18 protein-coding genes are annotated in these 23,977 nt (G+C 64.2%); 11 read left to right on the plus strand and 7 right to left on the minus strand.

Translation table 11 applies throughout. From position 1 onward, the window contains the following. Positions 1–120: 120 nt before the first annotated feature. The 4 genes from QMK32_RS20435 (at position 121) to QMK32_RS20450 (ending at position 13,156) form a co-directional block, all read left to right on the plus strand. Positions 121–10,005: a non-ribosomal peptide synthetase gene (locus tag QMK32_RS20435; RefSeq protein WP_283477088.1), complete on the plus strand. Its 9,885-nt coding sequence runs from the start codon at positions 121–123 to the stop codon at positions 10,003–10,005. Then, positions 10,005–10,907, plus strand: a complete 903-nt coding sequence (locus tag QMK32_RS20440) for a cyclopropane mycolic acid synthase family methyltransferase (protein ID WP_283477089.1) — start codon at positions 10,005–10,007, stop codon at positions 10,905–10,907. Before QMK32_RS20435 ends, QMK32_RS20440 begins: the two co-directional genes overlap by 1 nt. Before the next feature lie 63 nt (positions 10,908–10,970). Beyond that, the gene (locus QMK32_RS20445; protein WP_283477090.1) at positions 10,971–12,479 is read left to right on the plus strand and encodes a tyrosine-protein kinase domain-containing protein; all 1,509 of its coding nucleotides are present in this window, start codon (positions 10,971–10,973) and stop codon (positions 12,477–12,479) included. An 8-nt stretch (positions 12,480–12,487) separates the two neighbouring features. After that, complete coding sequence (locus QMK32_RS20450) at positions 12,488–13,156, plus strand: S1 family peptidase (RefSeq protein ID WP_283477091.1); 669 nt, start codon at positions 12,488–12,490, stop codon at positions 13,154–13,156. Positions 13,157–13,299: 143 nt separating this feature from the next. Here the strand turns inward: QMK32_RS20450 and QMK32_RS20455 are convergent, their stop codons facing one another. The 4 genes from QMK32_RS20455 to QMK32_RS20470 form a co-directional block, all read right to left on the minus strand. After that, positions 13,300–13,449 (minus strand): hypothetical protein, encoded by a 150-nt coding sequence (locus QMK32_RS20455; RefSeq protein WP_283477092.1) that lies wholly within the window; start codon positions 13,447–13,449, stop codon positions 13,300–13,302. A 32-nt stretch (positions 13,450–13,481) separates the two neighbouring features. After that, complete coding sequence (locus QMK32_RS20460; protein ID WP_283477093.1) at positions 13,482–13,871, minus strand: STAS domain-containing protein; 390 nt, start codon at positions 13,869–13,871, stop codon at positions 13,482–13,484. Between the two features lie 184 nt (positions 13,872–14,055). Beyond that, entirely contained in the window at positions 14,056–14,487 is a 432-nt protein-coding gene (locus tag QMK32_RS20465) for a PPOX class F420-dependent oxidoreductase (protein ID WP_283477094.1), read from the minus strand. Between the two features lie 67 nt (positions 14,488–14,554). Next, positions 14,555–15,310 carry an IclR family transcriptional regulator gene (locus tag QMK32_RS20470; protein WP_283477095.1) on the minus strand — a complete coding sequence of 252 codons (756 nt, stop codon included), beginning with the start codon at positions 15,308–15,310 and terminating at the stop codon, positions 14,555–14,557. A gap of 76 nt (positions 15,311–15,386) precedes the next feature. Between QMK32_RS20470 and QMK32_RS20475 the strand changes: the two genes are divergently transcribed. Together QMK32_RS20475 and dmpG are read left to right on the plus strand one after the other, a co-directional pair. Beyond that, on the plus strand, positions 15,387–16,331 hold the full coding sequence (locus QMK32_RS20475; protein WP_283477096.1) for an acetaldehyde dehydrogenase (acetylating): 945 nt from the start codon (positions 15,387–15,389) through the stop codon (positions 16,329–16,331). Then, a complete protein-coding gene (gene dmpG / locus QMK32_RS20480) occupies positions 16,328–17,362 on the plus strand; it encodes a 4-hydroxy-2-oxovalerate aldolase (protein ID WP_186628685.1) in 1,035 nt (344 codons plus the stop codon). The genes QMK32_RS20475 and dmpG overlap by 4 nt, the downstream gene beginning before the upstream one ends. Positions 17,363–17,433: 71 nt before the next feature. Here dmpG and QMK32_RS20485 read toward each other — a convergent pair whose 3' ends face one another. Continuing rightward, positions 17,434–18,024: a TetR/AcrR family transcriptional regulator gene (locus QMK32_RS20485; protein WP_283477098.1), complete on the minus strand. Its 591-nt coding sequence runs from the start codon at positions 18,022–18,024 to the stop codon at positions 17,434–17,436. A gap of 90 nt (positions 18,025–18,114) precedes the next feature. On the opposite strand from QMK32_RS20485, the gene QMK32_RS20490 reads away from it, so the two are divergent. After that, positions 18,115–19,578, plus strand: a complete 1,464-nt coding sequence (locus QMK32_RS20490; RefSeq protein ID WP_283477099.1) for a flavin-containing monooxygenase — start codon at positions 18,115–18,117, stop codon at positions 19,576–19,578. Between the two features lie 32 nt (positions 19,579–19,610). After that, the gene (locus QMK32_RS20495; RefSeq protein ID WP_283477153.1) at positions 19,611–20,003 is read left to right on the plus strand and encodes a protein-tyrosine phosphatase family protein; all 393 of its coding nucleotides are present in this window, start codon (positions 19,611–19,613) and stop codon (positions 20,001–20,003) included. A gap of 9 nt (positions 20,004–20,012) precedes the next feature. Here QMK32_RS20495 and QMK32_RS20500 read toward each other — a convergent pair whose 3' ends face one another. Further along, positions 20,013–20,648 (minus strand): TetR/AcrR family transcriptional regulator, encoded by a 636-nt coding sequence (locus QMK32_RS20500; RefSeq protein WP_283477100.1) that lies wholly within the window; start codon positions 20,646–20,648, stop codon positions 20,013–20,015. A 113-nt stretch (positions 20,649–20,761) separates the two neighbouring features. Here QMK32_RS20500 and QMK32_RS20505 point away from each other — a divergent pair, with 113 nt between their 5' ends. Beyond that, the gene (locus tag QMK32_RS20505; RefSeq protein ID WP_283477102.1) at positions 20,762–22,219 is read left to right on the plus strand and encodes an MDR family MFS transporter; all 1,458 of its coding nucleotides are present in this window, start codon (positions 20,762–20,764) and stop codon (positions 22,217–22,219) included. Between the two features lie 112 nt (positions 22,220–22,331). Here QMK32_RS20505 and QMK32_RS20510 read toward each other — a convergent pair whose 3' ends face one another. Continuing rightward, complete coding sequence (locus QMK32_RS20510) at positions 22,332–22,805, minus strand: hypothetical protein (protein ID WP_283477104.1); 474 nt, start codon at positions 22,803–22,805, stop codon at positions 22,332–22,334. Between the two features lie 145 nt (positions 22,806–22,950). On the opposite strand from QMK32_RS20510, the gene QMK32_RS20515 reads away from it, so the two are divergent. Continuing rightward, positions 22,951–23,250 (plus strand): hypothetical protein, encoded by a 300-nt coding sequence (locus QMK32_RS20515; protein ID WP_283477106.1) that lies wholly within the window; start codon positions 22,951–22,953, stop codon positions 23,248–23,250. A 92-nt stretch (positions 23,251–23,342) separates the two neighbouring features. Continuing rightward, positions 23,343–23,870, plus strand: a complete 528-nt coding sequence (locus tag QMK32_RS20520) for an META domain-containing protein (protein ID WP_283477107.1) — start codon at positions 23,343–23,345, stop codon at positions 23,868–23,870. The last annotated feature ends 107 nt before the right edge of the window (positions 23,871–23,977 follow it).

Here is a 23,977-nt window from a genome sequence, read left to right on the forward strand (position 1 = left end):
AAATACCTCCGGTCCACTAGTTTGTAATTGGGCGCTACTGATCGACGTTGCTTCCGCAACGTTCTTCCGGAGTGAAGATTGTGCCGCCGGCGCAGAGGACCGTGAGGAGGGGTAGCAGAAGTGTCGTCAGTGGAAGGTGCCCCCAGCGGGATCGACTGGTTCCCGCTGTCGCCCGCTCAGCTCAACATCTACTTCGCGCAGAAGCTGGCGCCGGGAGTTCCGTTCACCATCGCGCAGTTCGTCGAGATCCGTGGCGAGATCGACCCCGCCACGTTGATCCGGGCAACCGACATCGCGTGCCGCGAGCTCGAATCGCCTGGCGTGCGTTTGGGTGAGAACGACGGCCAGCCATACCAGTGGTTCGACCTCAACGTTCCCTACGCGATGATCTATCGCGACCTTCGTGACGAGAGCGACCCCGTCGGCTACGCCCACCACTACATGGACGAGCAATACAGAAAGCCCGTCGACTTGGTCCGCGATCAACTGATCGCCTCGGAGATCATGCAGGTCGGCGAAGCACACTACTTCTGGTACAGCCGAGCTCACCACGTCGTCATGGACGGCTTGGGTGCAATTTCGGTTCAGGAGCGCACCGCCGCGGCATACACGGCCCTGCTGACCGGCGCCGACGTACCCAAGACCCGCGCCGTCGGTGTCCGGGCGATCTACGACTACGAAACCGCCTACGTCGGTTCCACGCGCTATGAAGCCGACCGCGAATACTGGGTCGGCCGACTCGACGGTCACGCCGATGCGCCACGTCTTGCCGGCACCCCGCATTCCGGTGCGGCGGTGCCCAGTGCCGTATCGATCAGCGTCGGCGCAGTGCTCGACGACGAGCTCACCGACGCAATGGCCGCGCTGGCCCAGCGCTACAACTCCTCCGACGTCCCCGTCGTGCTCGCGACGTTCGCGCTGTACCTCGCGCGGATGACCGGCACCGACGACGTCATGCTCAGCCTCCCCGTCTCGGGCCGTGCGACCACCAAACTGCGTGACTCCTCCGGAATGATGTCCAATATCGTGCCGCTGCGGATCGGTGTCGACCCGGACGTCACCATCGAGGAACTACTGCGTCGCATCCAGGTCGAGCTCACCGGTGCGCTGCGGCATCAGCGGTTCCGCGTCGAGGACATGCAGCGTGAAACCGACGGCGGGTTCGAGGGCAGTACCTCCGCCGGCCGCGGAGCTTTCGGCCCGACCGTGAACATCATGATGTACGACAGCACAATTCGGCTCGGCGACGTCATCGGCGAATACCGTGTGCTCTCCAGCGGTCCGATCGACGACATGATGGTCAATGTTTACCCGGGGGTCGCCGGCGCCAGTACCCGCGTCGACTTCCTCGGTAACCCCGCGATCTACAGCACCGAGGAACTGAGCACGCACCATCAGCGGTTCCTCGGTCTGCTGCGTACCGTTCTCGCGGCACCGGACGGGTTGCCGCTCGCGGACCTGAAAGTGCTCTCGCCCGCCGAAGAGGAAGCTCTGCTCGCGGTGGATTCGCAGGGTCCACCACCTGCTCTGCTGCCCGAGTTGCTGCGGGACTCTGCCGTTGTCCGCTGCGCCGGGCAGGAACTCGCGGGCGTCGAATTCGTCTCTCGTGCACGCCATATCGCGGGTCAGCTTGCGCCTTTCCTTGCCTCGCCAGAGACTCGGATCGCGATCGCGCTGGACCGCTCGATGCACTCCGTGCTGGCCCTGTGGTCCGTATCGGTAGCGGGCGCATCGTTCGTGCCCGTCGATCCGCACGATCCGACCGACCGGTTGACCTCCATGCTCAGTAGCACCGGAGTGCGGGTCGGCATCACCGAACGCGCACTGCTCGGCACGCTCCCCGACACAGTCGAGTGGCTGGCCATCGAAGACCTTCTCGACGCCGAACCCCTACCCTTTCAAGCTCGACGGGTTCACCTCGACAACGAGGTGTACGCCATCCACACCTCCGGTTCGACCGGAAAGCCCAAGGCCGTCAGCGTCGGTCACCGCGGGCTCGCGCAGCTGGCATCAGCGGTCGTGGATCGGTACTCGGTCTCATCGGACTCGCGGGTACTGCACCTGGCCTCACCGGTGTTCGATGCGTCCATCCAGGAAATCCTGGCGGCGTTCGCTGCCGGTGCCACGCTCGTCATCGCGCCCGCCGACGTGTACGCGGGCCCCGCGCTCGCCGACCTCCTGGCCGAGGAACGCATCACGCACCTCATTACCTCCCCGACCGTCCTCGCGACGCTCGAACCGCTGGACGTCAAAGGCCTCGAGGTATTCGACGTGGGCGGTGAAGTATGCCCGCCCGCACTCCGCGACCGGTTCGCCGACGCCGGCCCCGACATGCTCGACGCTTACGGCCCGACCGAGGCAACCGTCCTCGCCACGCTTTCCGCACCCATGGGCGTCGGAAAACGGATCACCATCGGTGGCCCGCTTCCCGGCGTCCGCGCGCTCGTACTCGACAACCGGTTGCGGCCCGTCCCGTACGGCGGAATCGGCGAACTCTATCTCGGTGGTGACTCTCTCGCGCGCGGATACGACGGGCAACCCGGCGTCACCGCGAGCCGTTTCGTAGCAGATCCGGCTGCGCCCGGTCGAAGGCTCTATCGCACAGGCGATCTGGTGCGATGGTCGATCTTCGGCACGTCACTCGACTACCTGGGCCGCGCCGATCAGCAGCTCCAGCTACACGGCCGACGGGTCGAACTCGGGGAAATCGAATCGGTAGCACTGCAACTGGCGGGTGTCGACGCCGTTGCCGTCGACGTTCGTGACGACCACCTCGTCGCGTACGTCGTCGGTGAGACCGCAGACTTGAGTGCGCACCTGCGCGGCGTGCTTCCGGCGTGGATGGTTCCGGACCGCATCGTCGAACTCGATGCGCTACCCCTCTCGGTGAGCGGCAAGCTCGACCGCCGGGCACTACCCGACCCGGCGCCGACCACGGTCACCGAATACGTTGCCCCGCAGACCGATACCGAACGTGCTGTCACCGCCGTGTTCGCCGAGGTGCTGGACGTACCGATCGTCGGCCGCACGCACTCGTTCTTCGAGCTCGGTGGCGATTCGCTGAGCGCGACGCGAGTGGTGGCCAGGCTCGGCTCCGCGGTCACGCTGCCCGTCCTGTTCGACGCCCCGACGGTCGCTGCGATCGCGGTTGCCATCGATTCGGCTGTCGATCAGCGGGATTCGCTCGATCTGCTCGACACCGTGCTCCCCGAGCGGGTGTCGCTGTCGTACTCGCAGCAGCGCATGTGGTTCCTCAACCAGTTCGATTCGGCATCGCCCGCATACAACATGCCGGTGGCCGTGCGGTTGCCTTCGGGTGGAGACTCGAGCCTCGTCGTCGCTGCACTGCGGGACGTGCTCGAACGGCACGAGTCGCTGCGCACCTACTTCCCCGACGACGGCAACGGCCCACGCCAGGTAGTGCTGCCCACAGCCGGAGTTCTGCCCGAGATTCTCACCAGCGAAGTAGGACCCGGCGAACTCGACGGCGCGATCGCCGAGCTGGCATCGAAGGGTTTCGACGTCGCTGCCGAGGTCCCCATCCGCGCGTCGCTGCTCGCCGTCTCCTCGCATGAGGGTTTGTCCGAGGCGACGGTGGTCGTCATCGTCATGCATCACATCTCGGTCGACGGGTGGTCGATCGATCCTCTCGTCCGCGATTTCACCGTCGCCTACGCCGCACGCTCCGCCGGGCATGCTCCCACGTGGTCACGCCTGCAAGCCCAGTACAGCCAGTACGCGGTGTGGAACAGAGCTGTGGTCGACTCCGCCGCCGAGGATCAATTGCGTTATTGGACAATCGCACTCGATGCGCTGGATCGGCCCAGTGCGGAACTGCCGACCGATCGCCCGCGCCCGGCCGCGCAGTCGATGCAGACAGCAGGCGTCCCCCTCTCCATCGGCACCGAAGTGCACGCACAGATTCGTTCTCTCGCGCTCGGTGAGAATGCGACGACGTTCATGGTCGTCCATGCCGCACTTGCACTGACTCTGAGTCGCTTCAGCGATTGCGACCGTACCGTCCTGGGTTCACCCTCGGCCGGTCGCGGGCACGCAGCGCTCGACGACATGGTCGGAATGTTCGTCGGCACCGTGCCCTTGGCGGTCGAGGTGGACCGCGGCGGCACCTTCATCGAACTCCTCGGGACCGTTCGGCACGCAGATCTCGACGCGTTCGCACACTCCGACCTGCCGTTCGAGCGGATCGTCGACGCCCTGAGCGCCGATCGATCCCTCGACCGCCACCCGCTGTTCCAAGTGATGCTGGCTTTCGACAATGCCCGCCATCAGTCGATCGAGGACCTCCCGGTCACCGTGCTGCCCATCTCCACACACACCTCCGAATTCGACCTCAACGTCGTCGTCACCGAAACCGCCGACGGTATCGCGGGCGACATCGAATACGCGAAAGACCTGTACGACCGGGAGACCGTCGAACGCTTCGCTGCAGCCTTCGTGAGTGTTCTCGAAGCAGTCGTGGAGAACCCGTCCGTCGTGGTGGGAGATATCGAACTCGCGTCTCTGCCTTCACAACCCGAGCGGAGCGCGAAGGGAACACTCCTGGACGTGCTGACAATCGAGATGCCCGACCGAATTGCACTCGACGGCGAATCGACGCTGACCTACCGCGAACTGGACAGCCGTTCCAACCGGTTGGCGCGCCTGCTGATCGACCGCGGCGCCGCACCCGAGACCACCGTGGCACTCTCGCTCGCACGATCCGCGGAGTACATCGTGGCCCTGTGGGCAGTGGTGAAGTCCGGCGCTGCGTTCCTTCCGGTCGATCCGAGCTACCCGGCTTTGCGACGCCAGCAGATCCTCACCGGCACCCACCTGGGCTTCGGCGGTGTCGAAGAGGGCGTGCTGTGGCTTGACGAGGCTGCCGCAGACGCTTTCGACGACAGCCCGCTGGTCGACGCCGACCGCGCTGCGGCAGTGCTCCCTGCCCATCCGGCCTATGTCATTCACACCTCGGGATCCACCGGCGTACCGAAGCCCGTGACGGTGACGCATGAGGCTGTGTATGCACTTGCGCAGCAGGTAGTTTCGCGCTACGACGTCACCGCTTCCTCGCAGGTGCTACACGGGTACTCGACGAACTTCGACGCAGCCGTGCTGGAACTGGTGCTGGCCTTCGGAGCTGGTGCCACCATGGTTCTCGCGCCCACCGAGATACTCGACGGGGACGAGATGGCTCGGTTCCTCACTGCCCACTCCGTCACCCACTATCTCTCCACACCGGCCTTGCTCGCCACCGTGCCCCCGGTTGCCGGTGTCACCACCGTGGCCGTCGGCGGCGACGTCCTGGGAAGCGCAGTGGTCGACGACTGGGCACCGGGACGGCGAATGCTCAACGCGTACGGCCCTTCCGAGGCCACCGTCGTCGCCACGCTGACCGACCCACTCGACGCCGGAGATCGTGTCACCATCGGCACACCGCTGCCGCACGTGTATGCACTCGTGCTCGACACTCGCCTACGGCCGGTCCCGGTCGGTGGCGTCGGCGAGCTGTACCTCGGTGGCAGTGGCGTTGCGCGCGGCTACCGCGCTCGCCCCGCACTGACCGCGGAGCGCTTCGTCGCAGGCCCCAGCGGACAGCGGCTCTACCGGACCGGCGATCTCGTCCGCTGCGAGGAATCCGCTGTGCTCGACTACCGTGGCCGCGGCGACTCGCAAGTCCAACTGCGCGGTGTACGCGTCGAACTCGGCGACGTCGAATCCGCCCTCACCGCACATCCCGCAGTCCAGGGTGCGGTCGCCGACGTCCGCGACGGCCGAATCGTGGCCTGGGCCGTCGGGGCCGAGGAGCGCGAACTCGCACCGTGGTTGCTCGAACGGCTACCACTGTCGATGGTGCCCGCCGTGATCGTCGCGGTCGATCGCATCCCCGTCACCGCCAACGGCAAGGTCGACCTCTCCGCGCTGGTTGCACCTGCCCCGGTAGCCGGAGACCACTCGGCAGCCCGAACGCTGGCCGAGGAAGTCATCCTCGGGATCTTCGCCGACGCCCTCGACGTCGTCGATCCCGCCGCCGACGCCAATTTCTTCGTGCTCGGTGGTGATTCACTGAGTGCCACGCGCGCAACCGCACGCATCGGCGCCGCGCTGGGCACCCACGTTCCGGTTCGGACACTGTTCGAAGCGCCGAGCGCCCGCGCCCTCGCCGCGGCAATCGACATGCTGTCGGAGGCGTACGTCAGCCCGCCCGCGCTGGTGCATCGTGCGCAGGCACGCGATCACGGGGCCCTGTCTCCCGCCGAGCGACGAGTGTGGTTACAGAATCGGTTCGACCCCACCTCTGCCGCTTACAACATCGCGTTCGCACTGCCGCTACCCGCGGACACCGACCTCGCGGTTCTTCGAGCCGCGATCGTCGACGTGCTCGAGCGTCACCTCCCGCTGCGCACCGTCTACCCGTCCACCCCGGACGGCCCGGTCGCCATGCTGCTCGACGCCGAGATCGTCGTCTCCTCGATCGACGGTCGCCACGCCGACGCGAAGCTGCTGGCCGAAACTGGATTCGACCTGACCGTCGAGCCCCCCGTGCGGCTCAACGTCGTACGCAATGTCGGTGAGATGTCGTTGGTGGTCGTCGCCCATCACATCGCCGTCGACGGACTCTCGCTCACACCGCTCGCGCGCGACGTCTCCACCGCGCTGACCGCCAGGGCGGCAGGGCTGCAACCAGAGTTCACACCGCTGACAGTCGATTACGCCGACTACCGCCTGTGGCAGCACGACGTGCTGGACTCGGTCGCAGCCGAACAGCTCGCCTACTGGCGGCGTACCCTTGCCGGCCTGCCGGACTACCTCGAGCTACCGACCGGTACCCCGAACCCCTTGGAGAACGCGACACCCATCGCGTTCGAACTCGACGCTGCCACCCTCGCCGACCTCCGCAGCCTTGCGAACCGGCTGGGCGCAACACTGTTCGTGGTGATCCACGCCGCCCTGGCCGCCGTGCTCGCCGAAGCCAGCGGCACCGCGGACATCGCCATCGGCACCCCGGTATCGGGACGCTCCGAACCCGCGCTCGACGACCTGGTCGGCATGTTCGTCGGCACCATCGTGCTCCGGACCGACGTGGCACCGAACAAGACATTCGAGCAGTTCGTCACCGACGTCCGCGACCGCGACCTCGACGCATTCGCGCACTCGGCCGTACCGTTCGACTGGGTCGTCGAAGCCGTGGAACCGACCAGAGCCATCGACTCCCACCCGCTGTTCCAGGTGCTCCTCGCCGTCGGTGCGCTGGAGATCCCGACCTTCGAACTCGGCACCGGTGAAGTATCGCCACAGCGAATCGACATCTCCGAGAACCAGTTCGACCTCGAAATCGTCATCGAGCACACCGTCGACAGGCTGAGCGGACAACTCGGTTACTCCGGCGACCGCTTCGAACGGTCCGTGTGCGTCGCTCTCGCCGAACGGCTGGAGTCGGTGCTCCGACTCGTTGCCGCACGCCCGGACATCGAACTCGGCAGCCTCGACTTTCTTGCAGCCCGCTCGGACGTCGTTTCGCACACCGACGGTGCCGAAGATCGCTACACCCTCGGCACCCTCGTGCGCCGGGCCGCCCAGACCTGGCCGGACGCAACAGCCGTCGTCGACGGCGGCGAATCACTGACGTACGCCGAACTGGACCGTCGCTCGAATGTGTTGATGGACAGCATCATCGCTGAAGGTGCGCGGCCGGGAACTCTGGTTGCCGTCGCGCTGCCGCGGTCCGCCGATCTCGTAGCGGCACTGTGGGCCGTCGCCAAGAGCGGGGCCGGTTACCTGCCGATCGACCCGAACCATCCGGCCACACGCATCGAGGAAATCCTCGAACACGCCCAGCCCGTCACCGGCATCACCAGGGCGTCCCTTGCTCCCGTCGGTGGACGCTGGGTGACGGTCGACGGCTTGGCGAGTTCCCCCGAATCAGTCTTGCCTCGCTCGTATGTCGAAGACACGGCATATCTCGACGACACCGCGTACGTCATCTACACCTCGGGTTCGACGGGCGCCCCCAAGGGAGTGCGCGTGACACATCGGGGCATCGCGAATCTGGTGCAGAGCCAACGCGATACGTTTGGAGTCGATACCGAATCTCGGGTCCTGCAGTTCGCATCCCCAGGTTTCGACGCCTCGATCTTCGAAATGCTCCTCGCCTGCGGTGTCGGTGCTGCCGTGGTAGTCGTGCCAGCCGAGGTCTATGCGGGACGCGAACTCGAATTGTTCATCACCAGCACCGCCGTCACACACGTGTGCCTGACCCCGACCGTCCTGCAGATCACCGACCCGGCGGCCACACCGACCGTCGACGTCGTCATCATGGCCGGCGAAGCAGCCAATACCGAACTGGTGCAACGCTGGTCGCACAGCAGCACCGTGTTCAACGCATACGGGCCGACCGAGGCCACAGTCATGGGAACCTGCACGCCCGCACTGAAACAGCTCGCCGCGGTGACCATCGGCGGACCGGTGCGCGGGTTCGACGCCGTCGTCCTCGACGCACGGCTGCGGCCCGTACCGGACAACGTGGTGGGGGAGCTGTACCTCGGCGGCCCAGGGCTGGCCGAAGGGTACCTGTCCCAGCCCGGACTCACCGCAAGCCGCTTCGTGCCGAACATGCTGGGTGACAAGAGCAAGCGCCTCTACCGAACCGGCGACCTCGTCCGATGGGTGGAGCACCGGAACACACGCGAACTCGAATACCTCGGACGCGTCGACTCGCAGGTCAAGATCCGCGGACATCGCGTCGAACTCGCGGAGGTGGAAGCGGCACTGCTGCGGCATCCCCACGTCGAACAGGCCTGCGTCCTGGGGCACGATCAGTCGCTGGCGGCCTACATCGCCGGCGACACCGATGCCGGCGCTGTCCGCGAATTCCTCACGCGCACAATTCCTGCCTACATGGTTCCCAGCTCGGTCACCGTCGTGGACACGCTCCCGATGTCGATCTCCGGAAAGGTCGACGCGCGAGCACTACCCGAACCCACGCTGGCGACCGTCGTGCATCTTGCGCCGTCGACGCCCCTGGAGTGGAGCGTGCGTGCGTCGTTCGCGGAAGTTCTCGAGATCGACGCCGACCGTATCGGCGTCGACGACAACTTCTTCGACCTCGGCGGACACTCGCTGTCGGTGGTGCGCGTGATCGACAACCTCGGCGACGAACTCGGACGTCCGGTCCCCGTCAGCTGGCTGTTGACGCACCCGACCGCGGCGTCGTTGGCGGCCAAGCTGGACGGACTCGGCGACGCCGGCGACGACGTCTTCGATGTCGTACTGCCACTGCGGGTCGAAGGCGAACAAGAGCCACTGTTCTGCATCCACCCAGCGATCGGCATCGCATGGAGCTACCTGTCGTTGCTTTCGGTCACCGACCGGCCGCTCTACGGACTCCAGGTTCCCGGCATCGCCAGCGGTGAAGCCTCGCCTGCCTCGATCGACGCGTTCGCGGCCCGATACGTGCGGGAGATCCGCGCAGTTCAGCCCACCGGGCCCTATCACCTGCTCGGGTGGTCGCTCGGTGGAGTGATCGCGCATGCCGTCGCTACCGTCCTGCAGAGCACGGGGGAGGAAGTCGCGCTACTCGCACTGCTCGACCCGCAGCTGAGCGTGCCAACTGACATGCCTGCCGACGCCGTCGACTTCGGTGTCGAGGATCTGGCGCGGCAACTGGGAGTCAACGGGTCCTCGTTCGAGGATGTCGTGGCGCAATTGCGTTACACACGAAGTGAACTCGGATTCCTCACCAGCGACCATCTTCGCAGAATGTATGCCCCGGTAGTGGCTGCTCCGCGGTGGGTAGCAGCACACCGACCCCGAATATACGACGGTGACGTCGTGTACTTTGCGGCCCGTGGATCACACGGCGCGCAGCAATGGGAACAGTACGTCGGCGGCCACCTCTCGGTCGTCCTCATCGATGCTGAACACGAAGATCTGCTGGGTGAAGCAAGCGCCCACACCATAGGCCGAGCAATCGGCATCACCTCTGTCGCGGAAGGCGTGGCGTGATGAACCGATCCAGCGCTGTCAAAAAACTCGAGCCGTATGTCGACAATGTGCAGGCGCATTACGACCTGTCCGACGAGTTCTTCGAGCTGTTCCTCGATCCGAGCATGACCTACAGCTGTGCGTACTTCGAGCGCGAGAACATGACGCTCGAGCAAGCGCAGCTGGCGAAAATCGATCTCGCGCTGGGCAAACTGGACCTGCAGTCCGGGATGACACTGCTCGACGTCGGATGCGGTTGGGGCTCGTTGGCCAAGCGTGCCGCCGAGAAGTACGACGTCGACGTCATCGGCTTGACATTGAGTCGGAACCAATACGATCACGCGCGTAAAACTGTGGCAGACCTGTCGAGTGAGCGCACGGTGGATATTCGTCTGCAGGGCTGGGAGGAGTTCGACGAGCCCGTCGACCGCATCGTCAGCATCGGCGCATTCGAACACTTTCGGCGCCAGCGGTATTCGGCGTTCTTCGACAAGTGTCGCTCGGTTCTCCCCGCAGACGGTCGAATGTTGCTGCACACCATCGTGATGCGTCCGCTCGCGGAAGTCATCGCCAGCGGGGTGGAGTTCACCCGCGACGACGCGCACTTCGTACGGTTCATCATGCGCGAGATATTTCCCGGCGGACAGTTGGCGTTGTCGGACATGGTGACCAAGAAGTCCACCGAGGCCGGATTCAGCGTGGAGCGCGAGCATGCGCTCGGACCGCACTACGCACGCACACTCGACGAATGGACCGAGCGGCTCGTCGCCGCACGGCCGCACGCCATCGCCCTGTCGTCGGAAGAGAACTACGACAGGTACATCCACTACCTCACCGGATGCTCATCGCGCTTCAAAGACGGGCGCATCGACGTCGTGCAATTCACTCTTGCGCCGGAAGTGGTGCCCGTACGAACCGAGTGAGCCTGCCTACCAAGACATTAATCCATAAGTTTTAAGCTCGACCGAAAAATATTAGGGAGCCAAGTGGAAATCCAGGACTACCTCCAGATCCTGCGAACGCGGTGGATGATCATCGTCGTCACCGTTGCCGTCGCCATCCTGGGCGCACTAGCGGCCTCACTTCTCACCACGCCGACTTACCAGTCGTGCAGTCGAGTCTTCGTCTCCACCTCCGGTGGGTCGACAGTGAGCGAAAGCTACCAGGGCAACCTCTTCGCGCAGCAGCGCGTCGCGTCGTACTCGGAGCTCGTCAAGGGTGAAACGTTGGCCGCCCGCACGATCGACGAACTCGGCTTGACCGGCATCACACCTGCCGAGTTGGCGGCCAAGGTCACCGCCACGTCGACCCCCGACACCGTTCTGCTCGATACGTGCGTCGTGGACACCAACCCCGGAACCGCACGCGATATCGCGAACTCACTCGGCAACCAGCTGACAGTCCTCGTCCGTGAGCTCGAAACCCCCGAAGACGGCGGCGCGCCTGCCTCGAGCGTCCGAGTGGTCGAGCAAGCTCAGGAATCTGCTTCACCTATCAGCCCGAAGACGACCCGCAACCTTGCCCTCGGAGCCGCAGTGGGTCTGCTCCTCGGTATCGCGCTCGCAGTCCTTCGCGACCGGCTCGACAACACCATCAAGACTCGCAAGAAGCTCGAAGCTGCCGCCAAGACAGCGCTTGTCGGCACCATCCCCTACGACAAGGCATTCAAAGAATCCTCGATCGTCTCCTTCGGGGCAACACACTCGGTGAGCGCCGAAGGCTTCCGCGAACTGCGTACCAACCTGCAGTTCCTCGAGGTCGATCATCCGCCGCGCGTCATCGTCGTCACCAGTGCAGTACCCGCTGAAGGAAAGACGACCGTCGCGGTCAACCTCGCGCTCGCTCTCGCCGAGGCAGGCCACCGCGTCGTGCTCGTCGAAGGCGATCTACGACGCCCCCGCGTGTCGAAGTACCTCGGGCTCATCGGCTCGGTCGGCCTGTCGACCGTCCTCGCCGGGCAAGCAGACATCTCCGATGTCCTCCAGCCCAGCAGCTACGAAGGACTCGACGTCCTCGCATCGGGACCATTGCCGCCGAACCCGTCGGAACTGCTCGGATCGGAAGCTTCACGCCGCGTCATCGAAGAACTGCGCACGCGCTTCGACTACGTGATCATCGACGGTGCACCACTACTGCCGGTCACCGACTCCGCACTGCTCACCACGCACAGTGACGGCGCGCTGATCGTCGCACGCTTCGGTCACACCAGCGAAAGCGAAGTGTCCCGGGCCGTCGGCAATCTCGAGACCATCGGCGCCCACGTTCTCGGCGCTGTCTTCACGATGATGCCCCTGACCCGCAAGGGTGGCGAGGGCTACTCGTACTACTACGAAACCGACAAGACCATCGCACGCCAGACACCGAGCCCGGTCACTCCGGGAACAGTCTCTGCGCAGTGGTCGGAACCCGGAGGGCCCAGTGTGCCGGTCTCGACGCAGAAGGCCGACACATCGGCTCCCGTCACCGTCACTTCGGGCCGGCGGCGCCGAGAATGAGACGTGCGATGGCCGCAGGAGCGGTGGCTGCAGCGGCCATCGCGTTCGCTGCCGGCACAGGAGCACTCGCCGGGCCGAGCGCCGTCGCAGCCCCAGGGGCGATCGTCGGACCGGGAACGGGATACGTCACCACCGGCGGCCTCGACGATCTGACCGCATGCTCCTTCGCCGCAGTCGGATACGACGCGTCGGGAACCCTCGTCGGCCTGACGGCGGGTCACTGCATCCTCTCGCCCGGCTTGCCGGTGACGCTCATCGGTAACCCCGGTGCCGGGCCGGTCGGGACTACCGTCGCCTCGCACTGGGGTCCCGACTACGGAGTCATCGCACTCGACCCCGCAAAAGTGATCCCGGTGTCCTCGGTAGGCGGCGTCACCGTCACCGGCATCGGACAAGCCGTCCCGGGCCAACCCGTCTGCAAATCCGGAGTAGCCAGCGGCGTCACCTGCGGCACCATCCGGGAAGTGCGCGGATCAGACCTCGTGACCGATACCACGACAGTGTGGGCGGACTCGGGAAGCGCACTGGTCAGCGGGACAACCCTCGTCGGCATCGCCAGCCACGCCGACGGAGTGCCCCTGCTGAGCCCCACGGTCTACGCATCGGCTCTCGAATCGGTGAACATGCTCGGTGCGCGCGGTGGAACAGGCGCGGGCTTCCGGCCGATCGGTTCCTGAGCCCGCAGTACCTGTGGTGCTGAGCATGGTGTTCCAGCTACGTCCGATATGCGCGGGATTCCGCCCGTAGAAGGCGTAATTGGAACACCATGCTCACGTGCGGGGTGCCTCGGCCTTGAAAAGTGCTACGAAAGTTTGGCGCTCTACAAGATCCGGTGCTGCGAGCGATCGGAGGACGGGCGGGATCGGTCGGCGTCGACGAACATCTGGAGGAACGACGTCGGCCGGGACTCATCGTGTTCCGATGAGGCGTTACCGGAGTCGAGGGTGCGAGGAAGATCGCGATCTATCATGGGGGCCTCCTGATTCGGTTGAACGAACGGTCTTATCGGGGGAGAAGTGACGACGGAAGGTGGTCGACGAGAAGTGCAGCAGCGCCCAGAGATTCGATGACCATTCGGGCCGGGCGGGTGGGAGCGAACACGCGCACGCTGCCGTCGGACGCCAATGCAGAGGTGATGACAGTATTGACCGTGCCGGAGTACATGAACGACACCGCGGACAGGTCGATCAGCACGTTCGCACCCGACGCGGTGAGCCGGTCGAGGTTGTGGGTCAAGGCAGTTCGCGAGGACATGTCAAGATCGCCGGACACTCGAAGTACGGCGTAAGAGGGCGAGTAGGACTCCACTTCGATCGCGTACCGCGCATCTTGAACTATCGAATCGGAATCGCGTTTGTTGAATACCAGGCGGGCGATGTCGGTAACAATCATCCTTCGGCACCTTCCCTCGACGTTGTGCTTGTTCTACACAGCAACCCTGTCAGGGCAACATCTCTCCGCTGGAACCTCGCGGTCACGATACGGCCACCGAGATGTAACGAACCAGTAACGAACTCCTGGTTGTGGCGCCTGAAATGCGCCGACGCCCGGGATCGAGGGATGCCCGGCCTTCGGGTCAGCCGATGGACTGTCCGTACACACGCTCGATGTCGACGACCAGAAGAACTCGACGGTCGGAGACCATCGTCGCGCGGTACTCCTCCCAGTCCGGATGCTCACCGGAGGCAGCTCGGTAGTAGTCGACCAAGGCGTCCACCTCTTCGCCGTGCGGATCGGTTCCCGGACCAAGCAACGTTGCGGTGCCCTCGGCCGTCGCCCACGACCGCCCGTCCGAACTCGTCACCTCCAGCGTCGCCCGCGGATCGCGTCGTAGATTGTTGGTCTTGGCGCGGCCATCCGTCACCGAGATGCGCATTACCCCGGACGCCCTGTCGTAGAACGGCGTGACCGGCGACAGCTGTGGTCGACCGTCGGACTTGATGGTCGCGAGAACCCCGAGCCTGCTCGACGCGAGGAGCTCGTATGGATCGAACTGCGCTGCGATCATGAACGAACCCCCAGGTGGTGTGGACTCAGTGGTGCTTCGAGCGTAGACCGTGGAGTCGGAGCGCGCCTCAGCTTTCCCGAGCGGTCGACCCACGGGAGAGGACTCGACTCAGGGACAGCGCGGCCGTACGTACGGCAGGGGCGAGCAACTCCGGCCTGAACTGCGCCTTCGGGACGGACACCGACAATGCTGCAATCGGTTTGCCTGCCATCGTGACAGGAGCTGCCACGCAGCACCCGCCGATCGCGGACTCTTCACGCTCGGATGCGACGCCGGTACGTCGGACCGAATCTATTTCGAGTGCAAGCCTTTTGGGGTCGGTGATCGAATTCGGAGTGCAACGTCGCAGCGGCTGGGCAAGGACCTCTGCCACCACGTCCGGGTCCTCGGAGGCGAGCAGCGCCTTGCCCACCGCCGTGCACGTCAACGGCAACCGTCCACCGGTGTGCGAGGGAAACGGCATCGCCGAGCGGCCGTGAATTTTCTCCACGTAGACCGCGTCGAACCGATCTCGGACGGCGAGGTGAACGGTCTGCTCGGTCACGGCGAAGAGGTCCTGCATGAAGGGGAGCGCCGCCGATCGAAGACTGTGCTTGATGGCGACACGCTCACCGAGTTCGAACAAAGCCATGCCGAGCTCGAATTTGCTTCCGGTCCGCGTGAGCCAGCCGAGGTCCGCCAGGCTTACCAGCACGCGGTGGGTGGTGGACCTGGGCAGACCCGTCCGAGCGCAGACCTCGGCGAGAGAAAGTGCCGTTCCGCCGGGAAACGAGTCCAGCACCAGAGCCGATCTCTCCAATAATGACGAACTGTCCCGTTCCATGGGACAGATCCTATGCACCGGCCACAAGCGTGGATAGCGTCCATACCAACATCGGACATGCGAAGGCGGGCAATATATGAGCACGAAAGTTGCGGTCATCGGATCGGGCAACATCGGAACCGATCTAGTGATCAAGTTGAAAAGGATCGCCAAGAACGTCGAAATTGCCGTATTGGTCGGCATCGACCCCAATTCCGACGGACTGGCTCGCGCCAGGCGGTTGGGAGTCTCCACCGTCGACTCGGGCGTGCAGGGATTGATCGATCACCCCGAGTTCGCCGAGATCGAGATCATCTTCGACTCCACCTCCGCCCAGGCGCACGTGGCGAACGAGGCAGCGCTTCGGCCCTACGGCAAGCGCCTGATCGACCTGACGCCTGCCGCCATCGGCCCGTTCGTGGTGCCCGCAGTCAACCTCGACGAGCACCTCGACGCACCGATCGTGAACATGGTGACGTGTGGCGGACAGGCGACCATCCCGATCGTCGCCGCGATTTCCTCGGTCACGGACGTGCACTACGCGGAGATCGTCGCCTCGATCGCGTCGAAGTCCGCCGGACCCGGCACGCGAGCGAACATCGACGAGTTCACCGAAACCACCTCGGAAGCAATCGAGAAGGTCGGCGGAGCTGCACACGGCAAGGCGATCATCGTCCTCAACCCCGCCGAGCCGCCGCTGATCATGCGCGACACGGTGCTGGCACTGGTATCGAACCCCGATCAGGACAAGATCCGTCAGTCGGTCCTGGACATGGTCGCGAAGGTTTCGGCCTATGTTCCCGGCTACCGGTTGAAGCAGGAAGTCCAGTTCACCCAGCTCGACGACGCGGAGTCCGTCGCAACCCTCACCGGTGGCGTCGAAAAGGGCCCGGGCCTGTGGAAGGTGTCGGTGTTCCTCGAGGTCGAAGGCGCCGCTCATTACCTGCCCGCATACGCGGGAAATCTGGACATCATGACCTCCGCTGCTCTTCAGGTCGCGGAGAAGCTGGCTGAGAACAAGACTCTGGAGGCTGCACGATGACTCGCCCCAATGCCAACGACGGCGCCGCGCTCTACATCCAAGATGTGACGCTGCGCGACGGGATGCACGCGATGCGTCACCGGATCACCCCGGAAAACGTCGCCCGGATCGCAAGCGCTCTGGACAGTGCAGGCGTCGACGCCATCGAGGTCACCCACGGTGACGGTCTCGCCGGCCACAGCCTCACCTACGGGCCGGGCAGCAACACCGACTGGGAATGGATCGAAGCCGCCGCCGAGGTCGTTCATCGCGCAAAGCTGACGACGCTGCTGCTCCCAGGCGTGGGCACGGTGAAGGAACTCGAGCATGCATTCAAGCTCGGAGTCACCTCCGTCCGCGTCGCGACACACTGCACCGAGGCCGACGTCTCGGCACAGCACATCGGCAAGGCACGCGAACTGGGCATGGACGTGTCCGGCTTCCTGATGATGTCGCATCTCGCCGATCCCGCCAAGCTCGCCGAGCAGGCCAAGCTGATGGAATCGTATGGCGCACATTGCGTCTACGTCACCGACTCCGGTGGCCGTCTGACGATGGACGGTGTACGCCAGCGAGTGCGCGCATACCGCGACGTCCTCGACCCGGAAACCCAGATCGGCATCCACGCCCACCAGAACCTGTCGCTGTCGGTAGCGAACTCGGTTGTGGCGGTAGAGGAAGGCGTCATGCGTGTCGACGCCTCGCTCGCCGGTCACGGCGCCGGTGCAGGTAACTGCCCGATCGAGCCGTTCGTCGCCGTCGCAGACCTCAACGGCTGGAAGCATGGCTGCGATCTGTTCGGCTTGCAGGATGCCGCAGACGACATCGTGCGTCCGCTGCAGGACCGGCCGGTCCAGGTCGACCGCGAGACGTTGACACTCGGTTACGCGGGCGTCTACTCGAGCTTCCTGCGCCACGCCGAGTCGGCTGCCAAGCAGTACGGACTCGACACCCGCGCGATCCTGCTCGCCGTCGGCGAACGTGGACTCGTCGGCGGTCAGGAAGACCTGATCACCGATATCGCACTGGATTTGGCTGCCGCACGCAAGTAGTCTTCACGCAACAAGTACCCCGGGTATGGTCCGCTACGACAGGGACCGAACCCGGGGTTTCTGTTTTCCGGTCAGGTGGTGATCACGTGTCTGACGATCGTGTGTACGAGGTCTTCGATGGAGATATCGGGATCGAAGGCTCGTTGAACCCCGATCCCCAGGCAGAGGCCCACGACGATGTCGGCAGACTTCTCGGGAGTATCGGCCAACTCGACGTCGAGTCTGCGAGCGAAGTCGGCCAACATATAGGCCGCCGCGGCGCGAAGTTGGCGGTTGGACTCCCTGATCTCTTCCTCGATCACGGGATCTACGCGGCCACGCGCGCCGAACTCCATTTCCAGTAGCGCCCACCGGCGGTCGCCTATCGCGTGCTCGCACCACTGGCGCACGGCTGACTCGAACGTATCGACGCTGGTGATGCTCACGGTGAGTTGGGCAGCCTCGGTCAGCTTGTGTGCGCGGATCCCCCGAATGACGTCGCGGCAGAGTTCGTCTTTTCCGCCGAAGTTCGAATAGACGGCGCCCTTCGAGTATCCGGCTTCCTCCGCGATCCGGTCTACGGAGGTATCCGCGTAGCCACGGTCGAGGAAGTGCTCGGTTGCGACGTCCAGCAGGGCCGCCCGCGTTCTTTCCCGAGACTCCTCGCGGGTCAGTCGCGCCATGCCTTCGCCTCCTTCGATTGACTTTCGGATACCAATGGTATTTCAATGCTCATGGTACTTGAACCGTCTCGAACCGAGGAGCACATGCGAATGACCCACACTCTCGACGGTGAGTACGACGCCGTCATCGTCGGCGCAGGTATGTCCGGCATCGCCGCCTATCGAGCGCTGCGCGAGGAGGGTGTGCAGAGCATTCTGATCATCGAGCGAGCCGCCGAGTTCGGTGGCACGTGGCGCGAGAACACCTATCCCGGATGCGAATGCGACGTGCCCTCGCCGATCTACTCGTACACCGATGCCCACAACGCCGACTGGTCGAAACTCTATGCAAACCAACAGGAAATTCAGCGCTACCTCGTCGACACCGCCGACCGCTGGGGCGTGCGCGACGCCGTACGGTTCGGCGTCACCTTCCTCGGCGCGCACTGGGACGACGCGAACGGAAAGTGGAAGATCCGAACCGACACCGGAGATGTCACGGCAACTCTCGCGATCGGCGCAGCCGGCCCGTGGAGCACACCGTCCGTTCCCGATCTCCCCGGCGCGGCCGACTTCGGCGGAGTCACCTTTCACTCCGCGCGCTGGCGGCACGACGTCGACCTGACCGGTAAACGCGTCGTGGTCATCGGAACAGGCGCATCCGCAGTGCAATTCGTGCCCGAGATCGTCGACGCCGCCGAACACGTGACGATCTATCAGCGCACGCCGCAGTGGGTGCTCCCGAAGCCGAACTACCGCCAGCCCAGCGCATTCCGTTGGCTCCTGCGCCACAGCCCCGCTGTCTCTCGCATTCAGCGCGCCGTCATCTACCGCATCCTCGAACTCGTCGCGTTCGGAACACGGCACAGCAGCGCCATGAAAATAGCCCACGTCATCGGCCGGTGGCAGATCAAACGTCAGATCGGGAATGCCGATCTCCGCGAGATCGTCACTCCCGAATACGTTTTCGGATGCAAACGTCCACTGTTTGCCAACACCTGGTATCCGACACTCGACCGCGCCGACGTCACAGTGCGCCCGAGCGGCGTCGCCCGCCTCACCGAAACCGGAGTCATCGGGACCGACGGGATCGAAGTGCCCGCCGACATCGTCATCTACGGCACCGGATTCCACATCACGGATATGCCTCTGGCAGAACAAGTATTCGACGCAGACGGGCTGAGCTTGAGCGAACATTGGCGCGGCAGCCCCAAGGCCTACCTCGGAACCACCACTCACGGCTTCCCCAACTTCGCGATCCTGCTGGGCCCAGGACTGGGGACCCTGGCATCCGCCTTCACCGTCACCGAAACACAGCTGGGTCTGATCCGATCCCTCGTGCGCACCACCCGCGAGCTCGGCGCGAAAGTATTCGACACCCGGGCCGACGCCGAACAGACCTACAACGACGACCGAACGCACGCCCTGGCCACCACCGTCTACAACATCGGCGGCTGCACCAGCTACTTCATCGACAAAACCGGCACCAACAGCTTCAGCTGGCCCTGGTCGACAGACGCCATGCGTCGACGCCTGCGCACCGCAGACCCCGCAGCATACGAATTCACCAGGTAGATCCGGTGTGGGACGAGGACACAACCGGAGTCATGCCACTGCCGTCGGGACGCCTGATTCGGGGGAGAGGCCTGCGCACAGCGCTGCCGGTCGGACCACAACCCGAGTTCGGTATCTACCTGACGGGTCGTGATCCGGGACCGTTCGATTGGCCGAGCAGGTGGGTTCGATGGCCCGACTTCTGGCTGCCACTCGACCGAACACAGTTGGCGGCGGCGCTGGAAGAAGCACTCCGCAGAGCGGCGGGCGAGCGGGTCGAGATTGCCTGCGGCGGCGGATACGGCCGAACGGGGACAGCGCTCGCATGTGCCGTCGTGCTCGAAGGAATCCCGAACGTCGACGCCGTCCGATACGTGCGTGATCACTACTCACGTCGGTCCGTCGAAACTCCTTGGCAGCGAAGGTTCGTCGCACGTTGGCGGTGACGCTGGGTTTCAGTCGCGAACCAGGCGACGAAGATCGGACCGAACTGCGCGATAAACAGTGACGAGATCAGCGGACTCGTCACCCCCGTCGACCACTTCCGCCCAGCGATCCACCGCGATTCGGAGGGTCAATGCCGCCGTCTCGATGAGTAGGCGAGCGGTAGAAGGTACGTCCAGTTTCGTCGCCACCTTCTCGGTCAGACAGGCCAGCATCACCGCGTCGGCGGCGTAGGCAGCGGATCGCACCTGAGCGTCCGACAGGACGAGTCGTCGAACCCGCAGCAATCGTTCGGTGCTGTCTTCGGACGCCGTGACGAATCGAACGACAGAGCGTTCGTAGATGTTCTCGATCGCGTCGAGTGTGATGCGCTCCGAAGCCGAGGACTCGAGCCATTCGGTGAACTCGGCCTCGAACTCGATATCGGCGATCAGTACCGATTCCTCTTTGTTTGCAAATGACCGGAAGAAAGTACTTGGCGACACTCCGGCTCGACGGGCGATGTCGTCGACTGTCGTGGCGGCAGCTCCCTGAAGCTCGAACAAGTCCAGGGCAGCCTCCGATATCTCACGTCGGGTTTCCCTACGCCGTCGTTCGCGCAGGTCGGGGACTGCGCTGATGGCAGCGTCCGTCTTGTGTGCGCCCACTGGCCACCTCCTTGTCGCTCCAGTGTCAACTTACCAGCGAGAATCGAATTGACAGTCACTGTCATGCTGCGTGAAACTATCGCAACTGTCGAGACCAACCGGAGAGAACCTTCATGCAGACACAAGACACCGTCCCCGAGGAAGAGCTGTCCTCGGCGAGCAAGATGTTGATCGCCGTCTTGGTAGTCGCTTCCTTCGTGATGATTCTCAACGAGACGATCATGAGCGTCGCGCTGCCCAGGCTCATGGTCGACCTAGCCATCACTGCCACTACAGCGCAGTGGTTGACCACCGGGTTCATGCTCACCATGGCGGTCGTCATCCCGACGACGGGGTACCTCTTTCAGCGTTTCACCCTGCGGCAGATGTTCATCACGGCGATGACCTTGTTCAGCGCCGGAACGTTGCTGGCAGCCGTGGCACCGGGATTCGAACTCCTGTTGGCGGGCAGAGTGATTCAGGCCGGTGGCACCGCCATCATGCTCCCATTGCTGATCACCACCGTGCTCGGGCTCGTCCCAGTGCACCAGCGCGGCAAGATGATGGGGGTCATCTCGATCGTCATTGCCGTCGCGCCTGCCGTCGGCCCCACAATCTCCGGCATCGTGCTCGACTCGTTCGCCTGGCGCGCGATGTTCTGGTTCGTGCTGCCGATCGCACTCGTTGCGTTCGGGGTGGGAGCGGCACTGGTGAAGAATGTCGGCGCGACGGGCAAGCCCCCGTTCGATGGCGTATCGGTTGTACTGTCCGCGTTCGCATTCGGCGGAATCGTCTACGGACTTGCCGGCATCGGCCATTCGTCCGAGGAGTCACCCGTGCCGGTATGGCTACCACTCGCCATCGGCGCCGTTGCACTGGTTGTCTTCGTGCTCCGGCAGATATCGCGACAGAAAGAGGGGCGCGCCCTCCTCGATCTACGTCCATTCTCCACGCCCGCGTTCAGTATCGGGCTCGGGCTACTGGCGGTCAGTCTCATGACCCTGTTCGGAGCACTGATCCTGCTGCCGATCTACTTGCAAAACGTGCGTGGACTCGACACTCTCACAACAGGTCTCATGCTGTTGCCCGGCGGCCTGATGATGGGAATCCTCGCGCCGTTCGTCGGCCGAGTATTCGACCGGATCGGCGCCCGACCACTCGTGGTCCCCGGCACCATCGTCGTCAGCGCAGCGTTGTGGCTCATGACCACGCTCGACGCGGAGTCCCCGCTTGCGATGGCCATCGGCATCCATGTCCTGCTGTCGGTCGGTCTCGCGCTGATCATGACGCCACTGATGACGTCATCGCTGGGATCGCTGTCCAGGGATCTGTATTCGCACGGCAGCGCGATCCTCAATACCGTCCAGCAACTGGCCGGCGCAGCAGGTACCGCACTTTTTGTGACGATCATGTCCAATACCGCTGCATCCAGGCTCGCCGGCGGTGCAGAAGGAATCAGTGCGAGCGAGTCCGGCGTCCAGGCCGCCTTCGTCTGCGGAGGCGTGATATCGCTCGTCGCGGTCGCAGCGTCCTTCTTCATTCGGCAGACGTCACAGGAGTCGTCCGATGCCGAACTGACCGCCGCCCACTGAATCCGCTTCTCGAGCCCGCTTCTCGAGCCCACAGTTCGGCGGCTTTGGTTCGACGGCGAGATGTGTACCTTCTCGCCGTCGAGGCGAGTGTCGGCTCGCTACCGATATCGGCCTAAGCAGGTGGCTGACTGAGCGAGAATCCGCACTTCTCGGTCGCGTACTTGTTGACCCGATCGCTGGCCGCCATTGCGTCCTGCGCAGTGTCGGCGTCCATCGACGTCGTCGACTTTTCGGTGAAAGCCTCGTACGTCGGCGCATCGGCGGCAGTGCTCGTGGCGACGACGCTGGCATCCTTGAGCTTCGCGAGATCGGGTGAGACGTCGGGATCGTCGGCGTTGATCGCCGGGTCGTAATGCTCGCTCAGGCCGTCCGCATACGTCTTCAACGAGGCCTGCATCGCAGGCCAATCGCTCGGGTCTCCGGACAGGGTGCTCATCGAGGAAGTTTCGAAGTCCGCGATGTCCTGCAGCTGTGCGCAGATATCTACCTCGGGGGCAGCGTCTGCGCTGTCGTCCGATCCGCAACCGGCCAGCCCCACGGAGACAGCGGCAGCAATGCACAGGACGGGTAAGGACGAAAGCTTCATGCGGGTATGTCTCCAAACGGATCGGGGCGTAGGTGCACACAACCGTCACAGGAGAGGGCACCTCTTGTCGAGTCGGGCATCCACTTGTTGGGAAATGTCACCACGCCGGATTGAGTACGAGCCGATTCGAACGTATGGTCGAACAATGGTTGCGCGTAGATCGAGAGGAGGTGCACATTCGCGTCGACCTTTCGAGGTACTCACCCCGTCGGTCAAGGTTTTGATCGACCTGGCGATTCTCTATCCGCAGCCACCGCACCATCACGGCAACTACAACGCGGAAGGGTTCGAGGTCAGAAAAGTGGTGCCCGGAGACTTGACGGAATGGTCGATGACCGTCGACGGCGACTGGATCGGCAGAGTCACCTACGAGCTGATGTCGAAGGATCGTAGCGAGACGGTCACGCATTGGGTGCCGAGTCGGGTGCTCAAACCGTTGCATTGAACCGGACGGACGCTGTGCTCGTCCGGCGCGGATCCCAGTACAGTGCTTGCGGACGAGTATCCGGCCCGTCGCATCTGCCAGGGAGTGCATCGATGACATTCGTTCGAGTCGGCGTCGTAATGCGTAACAGCGTGATGATCGCGCTCGTGTTTGCCGCAGGTACGTATATATCGGCATGTGGTCAGGGCAACGACTCGTCGGCGACAGGGTTGGTGAGTGCTTCGGCAACTACTTCGGAAAGTGCTGGAGCGCAACCGGATACCGACGCGGTTACGTTCGAGGAGTTCGAGGCGACCGAGGTGAGCGGATATGCGCTCGTGCCAGGCACCTCGATGAAGATCTCGATCGCGACCACCGGCGATGCCGTCGCATTCAATGCTGGATGCAACACATTCTTCGGAGCCCTGAACAACGAGGCCGGGGTGATCGACGGACCCGGTGCCGAGGCGTCGAACGGTCCGATGGGATCGACGATGATGGCATGCGACGATGCGCTCATGGAGCAGGACCGCTGGCTGCAGGAATTCCTCGACTCCACACCGGTATGGACACTCGGCGAAGACACCGTGACGTTGAGTTCGCCGGCCGGGTCGATCGCCGCCACTCGTGTCGCGGGCTGATCTGCGCCAGATAGTTTTACCCGGCAGCGCAGAGGGTTTGGGGCCCGAGGGCTGGGGTATACGCTCCATGCGCGGTAGCCGAAGGTCGGCTACGGGAGGGTTTCATC

It is taken from the genome of Rhodococcus sp. H29-C3, from assembly GCF_030063405.1.
In the GTDB taxonomy this organism is placed as follows: Bacteria; Actinomycetota; Actinomycetes; order Mycobacteriales; family Mycobacteriaceae; genus Rhodococcoides.

Coding starts and splice junctions, on each gene's coding strand:
- QMK32_RS20495 (WP_283477153.1), top strand. CDS start 19,611: ATGCCACTGCCGTCGGGACGCCTGATTCGGGGGAGAGGCCTGCGCACA.
- QMK32_RS20460 (WP_283477093.1), bottom strand. CDS start 13,871: ATGATTGTTACCGACATCGCCCGCCTGGTATTCAACAAACGCGATTCC.
- QMK32_RS20470 (WP_283477095.1), bottom strand. CDS start 15,310: ATGGAACGGGACAGTTCGTCATTATTGGAGAGATCGGCTCTGGTGCTG.
- QMK32_RS20515 (WP_283477106.1), top strand. CDS start 22,951: ATGGTTGCGCGTAGATCGAGAGGAGGTGCACATTCGCGTCGACCTTTC.
- QMK32_RS20520 (WP_283477107.1), top strand. CDS start 23,343: ATGACATTCGTTCGAGTCGGCGTCGTAATGCGTAACAGCGTGATGATC.
- QMK32_RS20510 (WP_283477104.1), bottom strand. CDS start 22,805: ATGAAGCTTTCGTCCTTACCCGTCCTGTGCATTGCTGCCGCTGTCTCC.
- QMK32_RS20440 (WP_283477089.1), top strand. CDS start 10,005: ATGAACCGATCCAGCGCTGTCAAAAAACTCGAGCCGTATGTCGACAAT.
- QMK32_RS20450 (WP_283477091.1), top strand. CDS start 12,488: ATGGCCGCAGGAGCGGTGGCTGCAGCGGCCATCGCGTTCGCTGCCGGC.
- QMK32_RS20485 (WP_283477098.1), bottom strand. CDS start 18,024: ATGGCGCGACTGACCCGCGAGGAGTCTCGGGAAAGAACGCGGGCGGCC.
- QMK32_RS20505 (WP_283477102.1), top strand. CDS start 20,762: ATGCAGACACAAGACACCGTCCCCGAGGAAGAGCTGTCCTCGGCGAGC.
- QMK32_RS20465 (WP_283477094.1), bottom strand. CDS start 14,487: ATGATCGCAGCGCAGTTCGATCCATACGAGCTCCTCGCGTCGAGCAGG.
- dmpG (WP_186628685.1), top strand. CDS start 16,328: ATGACTCGCCCCAATGCCAACGACGGCGCCGCGCTCTACATCCAAGAT.
- QMK32_RS20475 (WP_283477096.1), top strand. CDS start 15,387: ATGAGCACGAAAGTTGCGGTCATCGGATCGGGCAACATCGGAACCGAT.
- QMK32_RS20490 (WP_283477099.1), top strand. CDS start 18,115: ATGACCCACACTCTCGACGGTGAGTACGACGCCGTCATCGTCGGCGCA.
- QMK32_RS20455 (WP_283477092.1), bottom strand. CDS start 13,449: ATGATAGATCGCGATCTTCCTCGCACCCTCGACTCCGGTAACGCCTCA.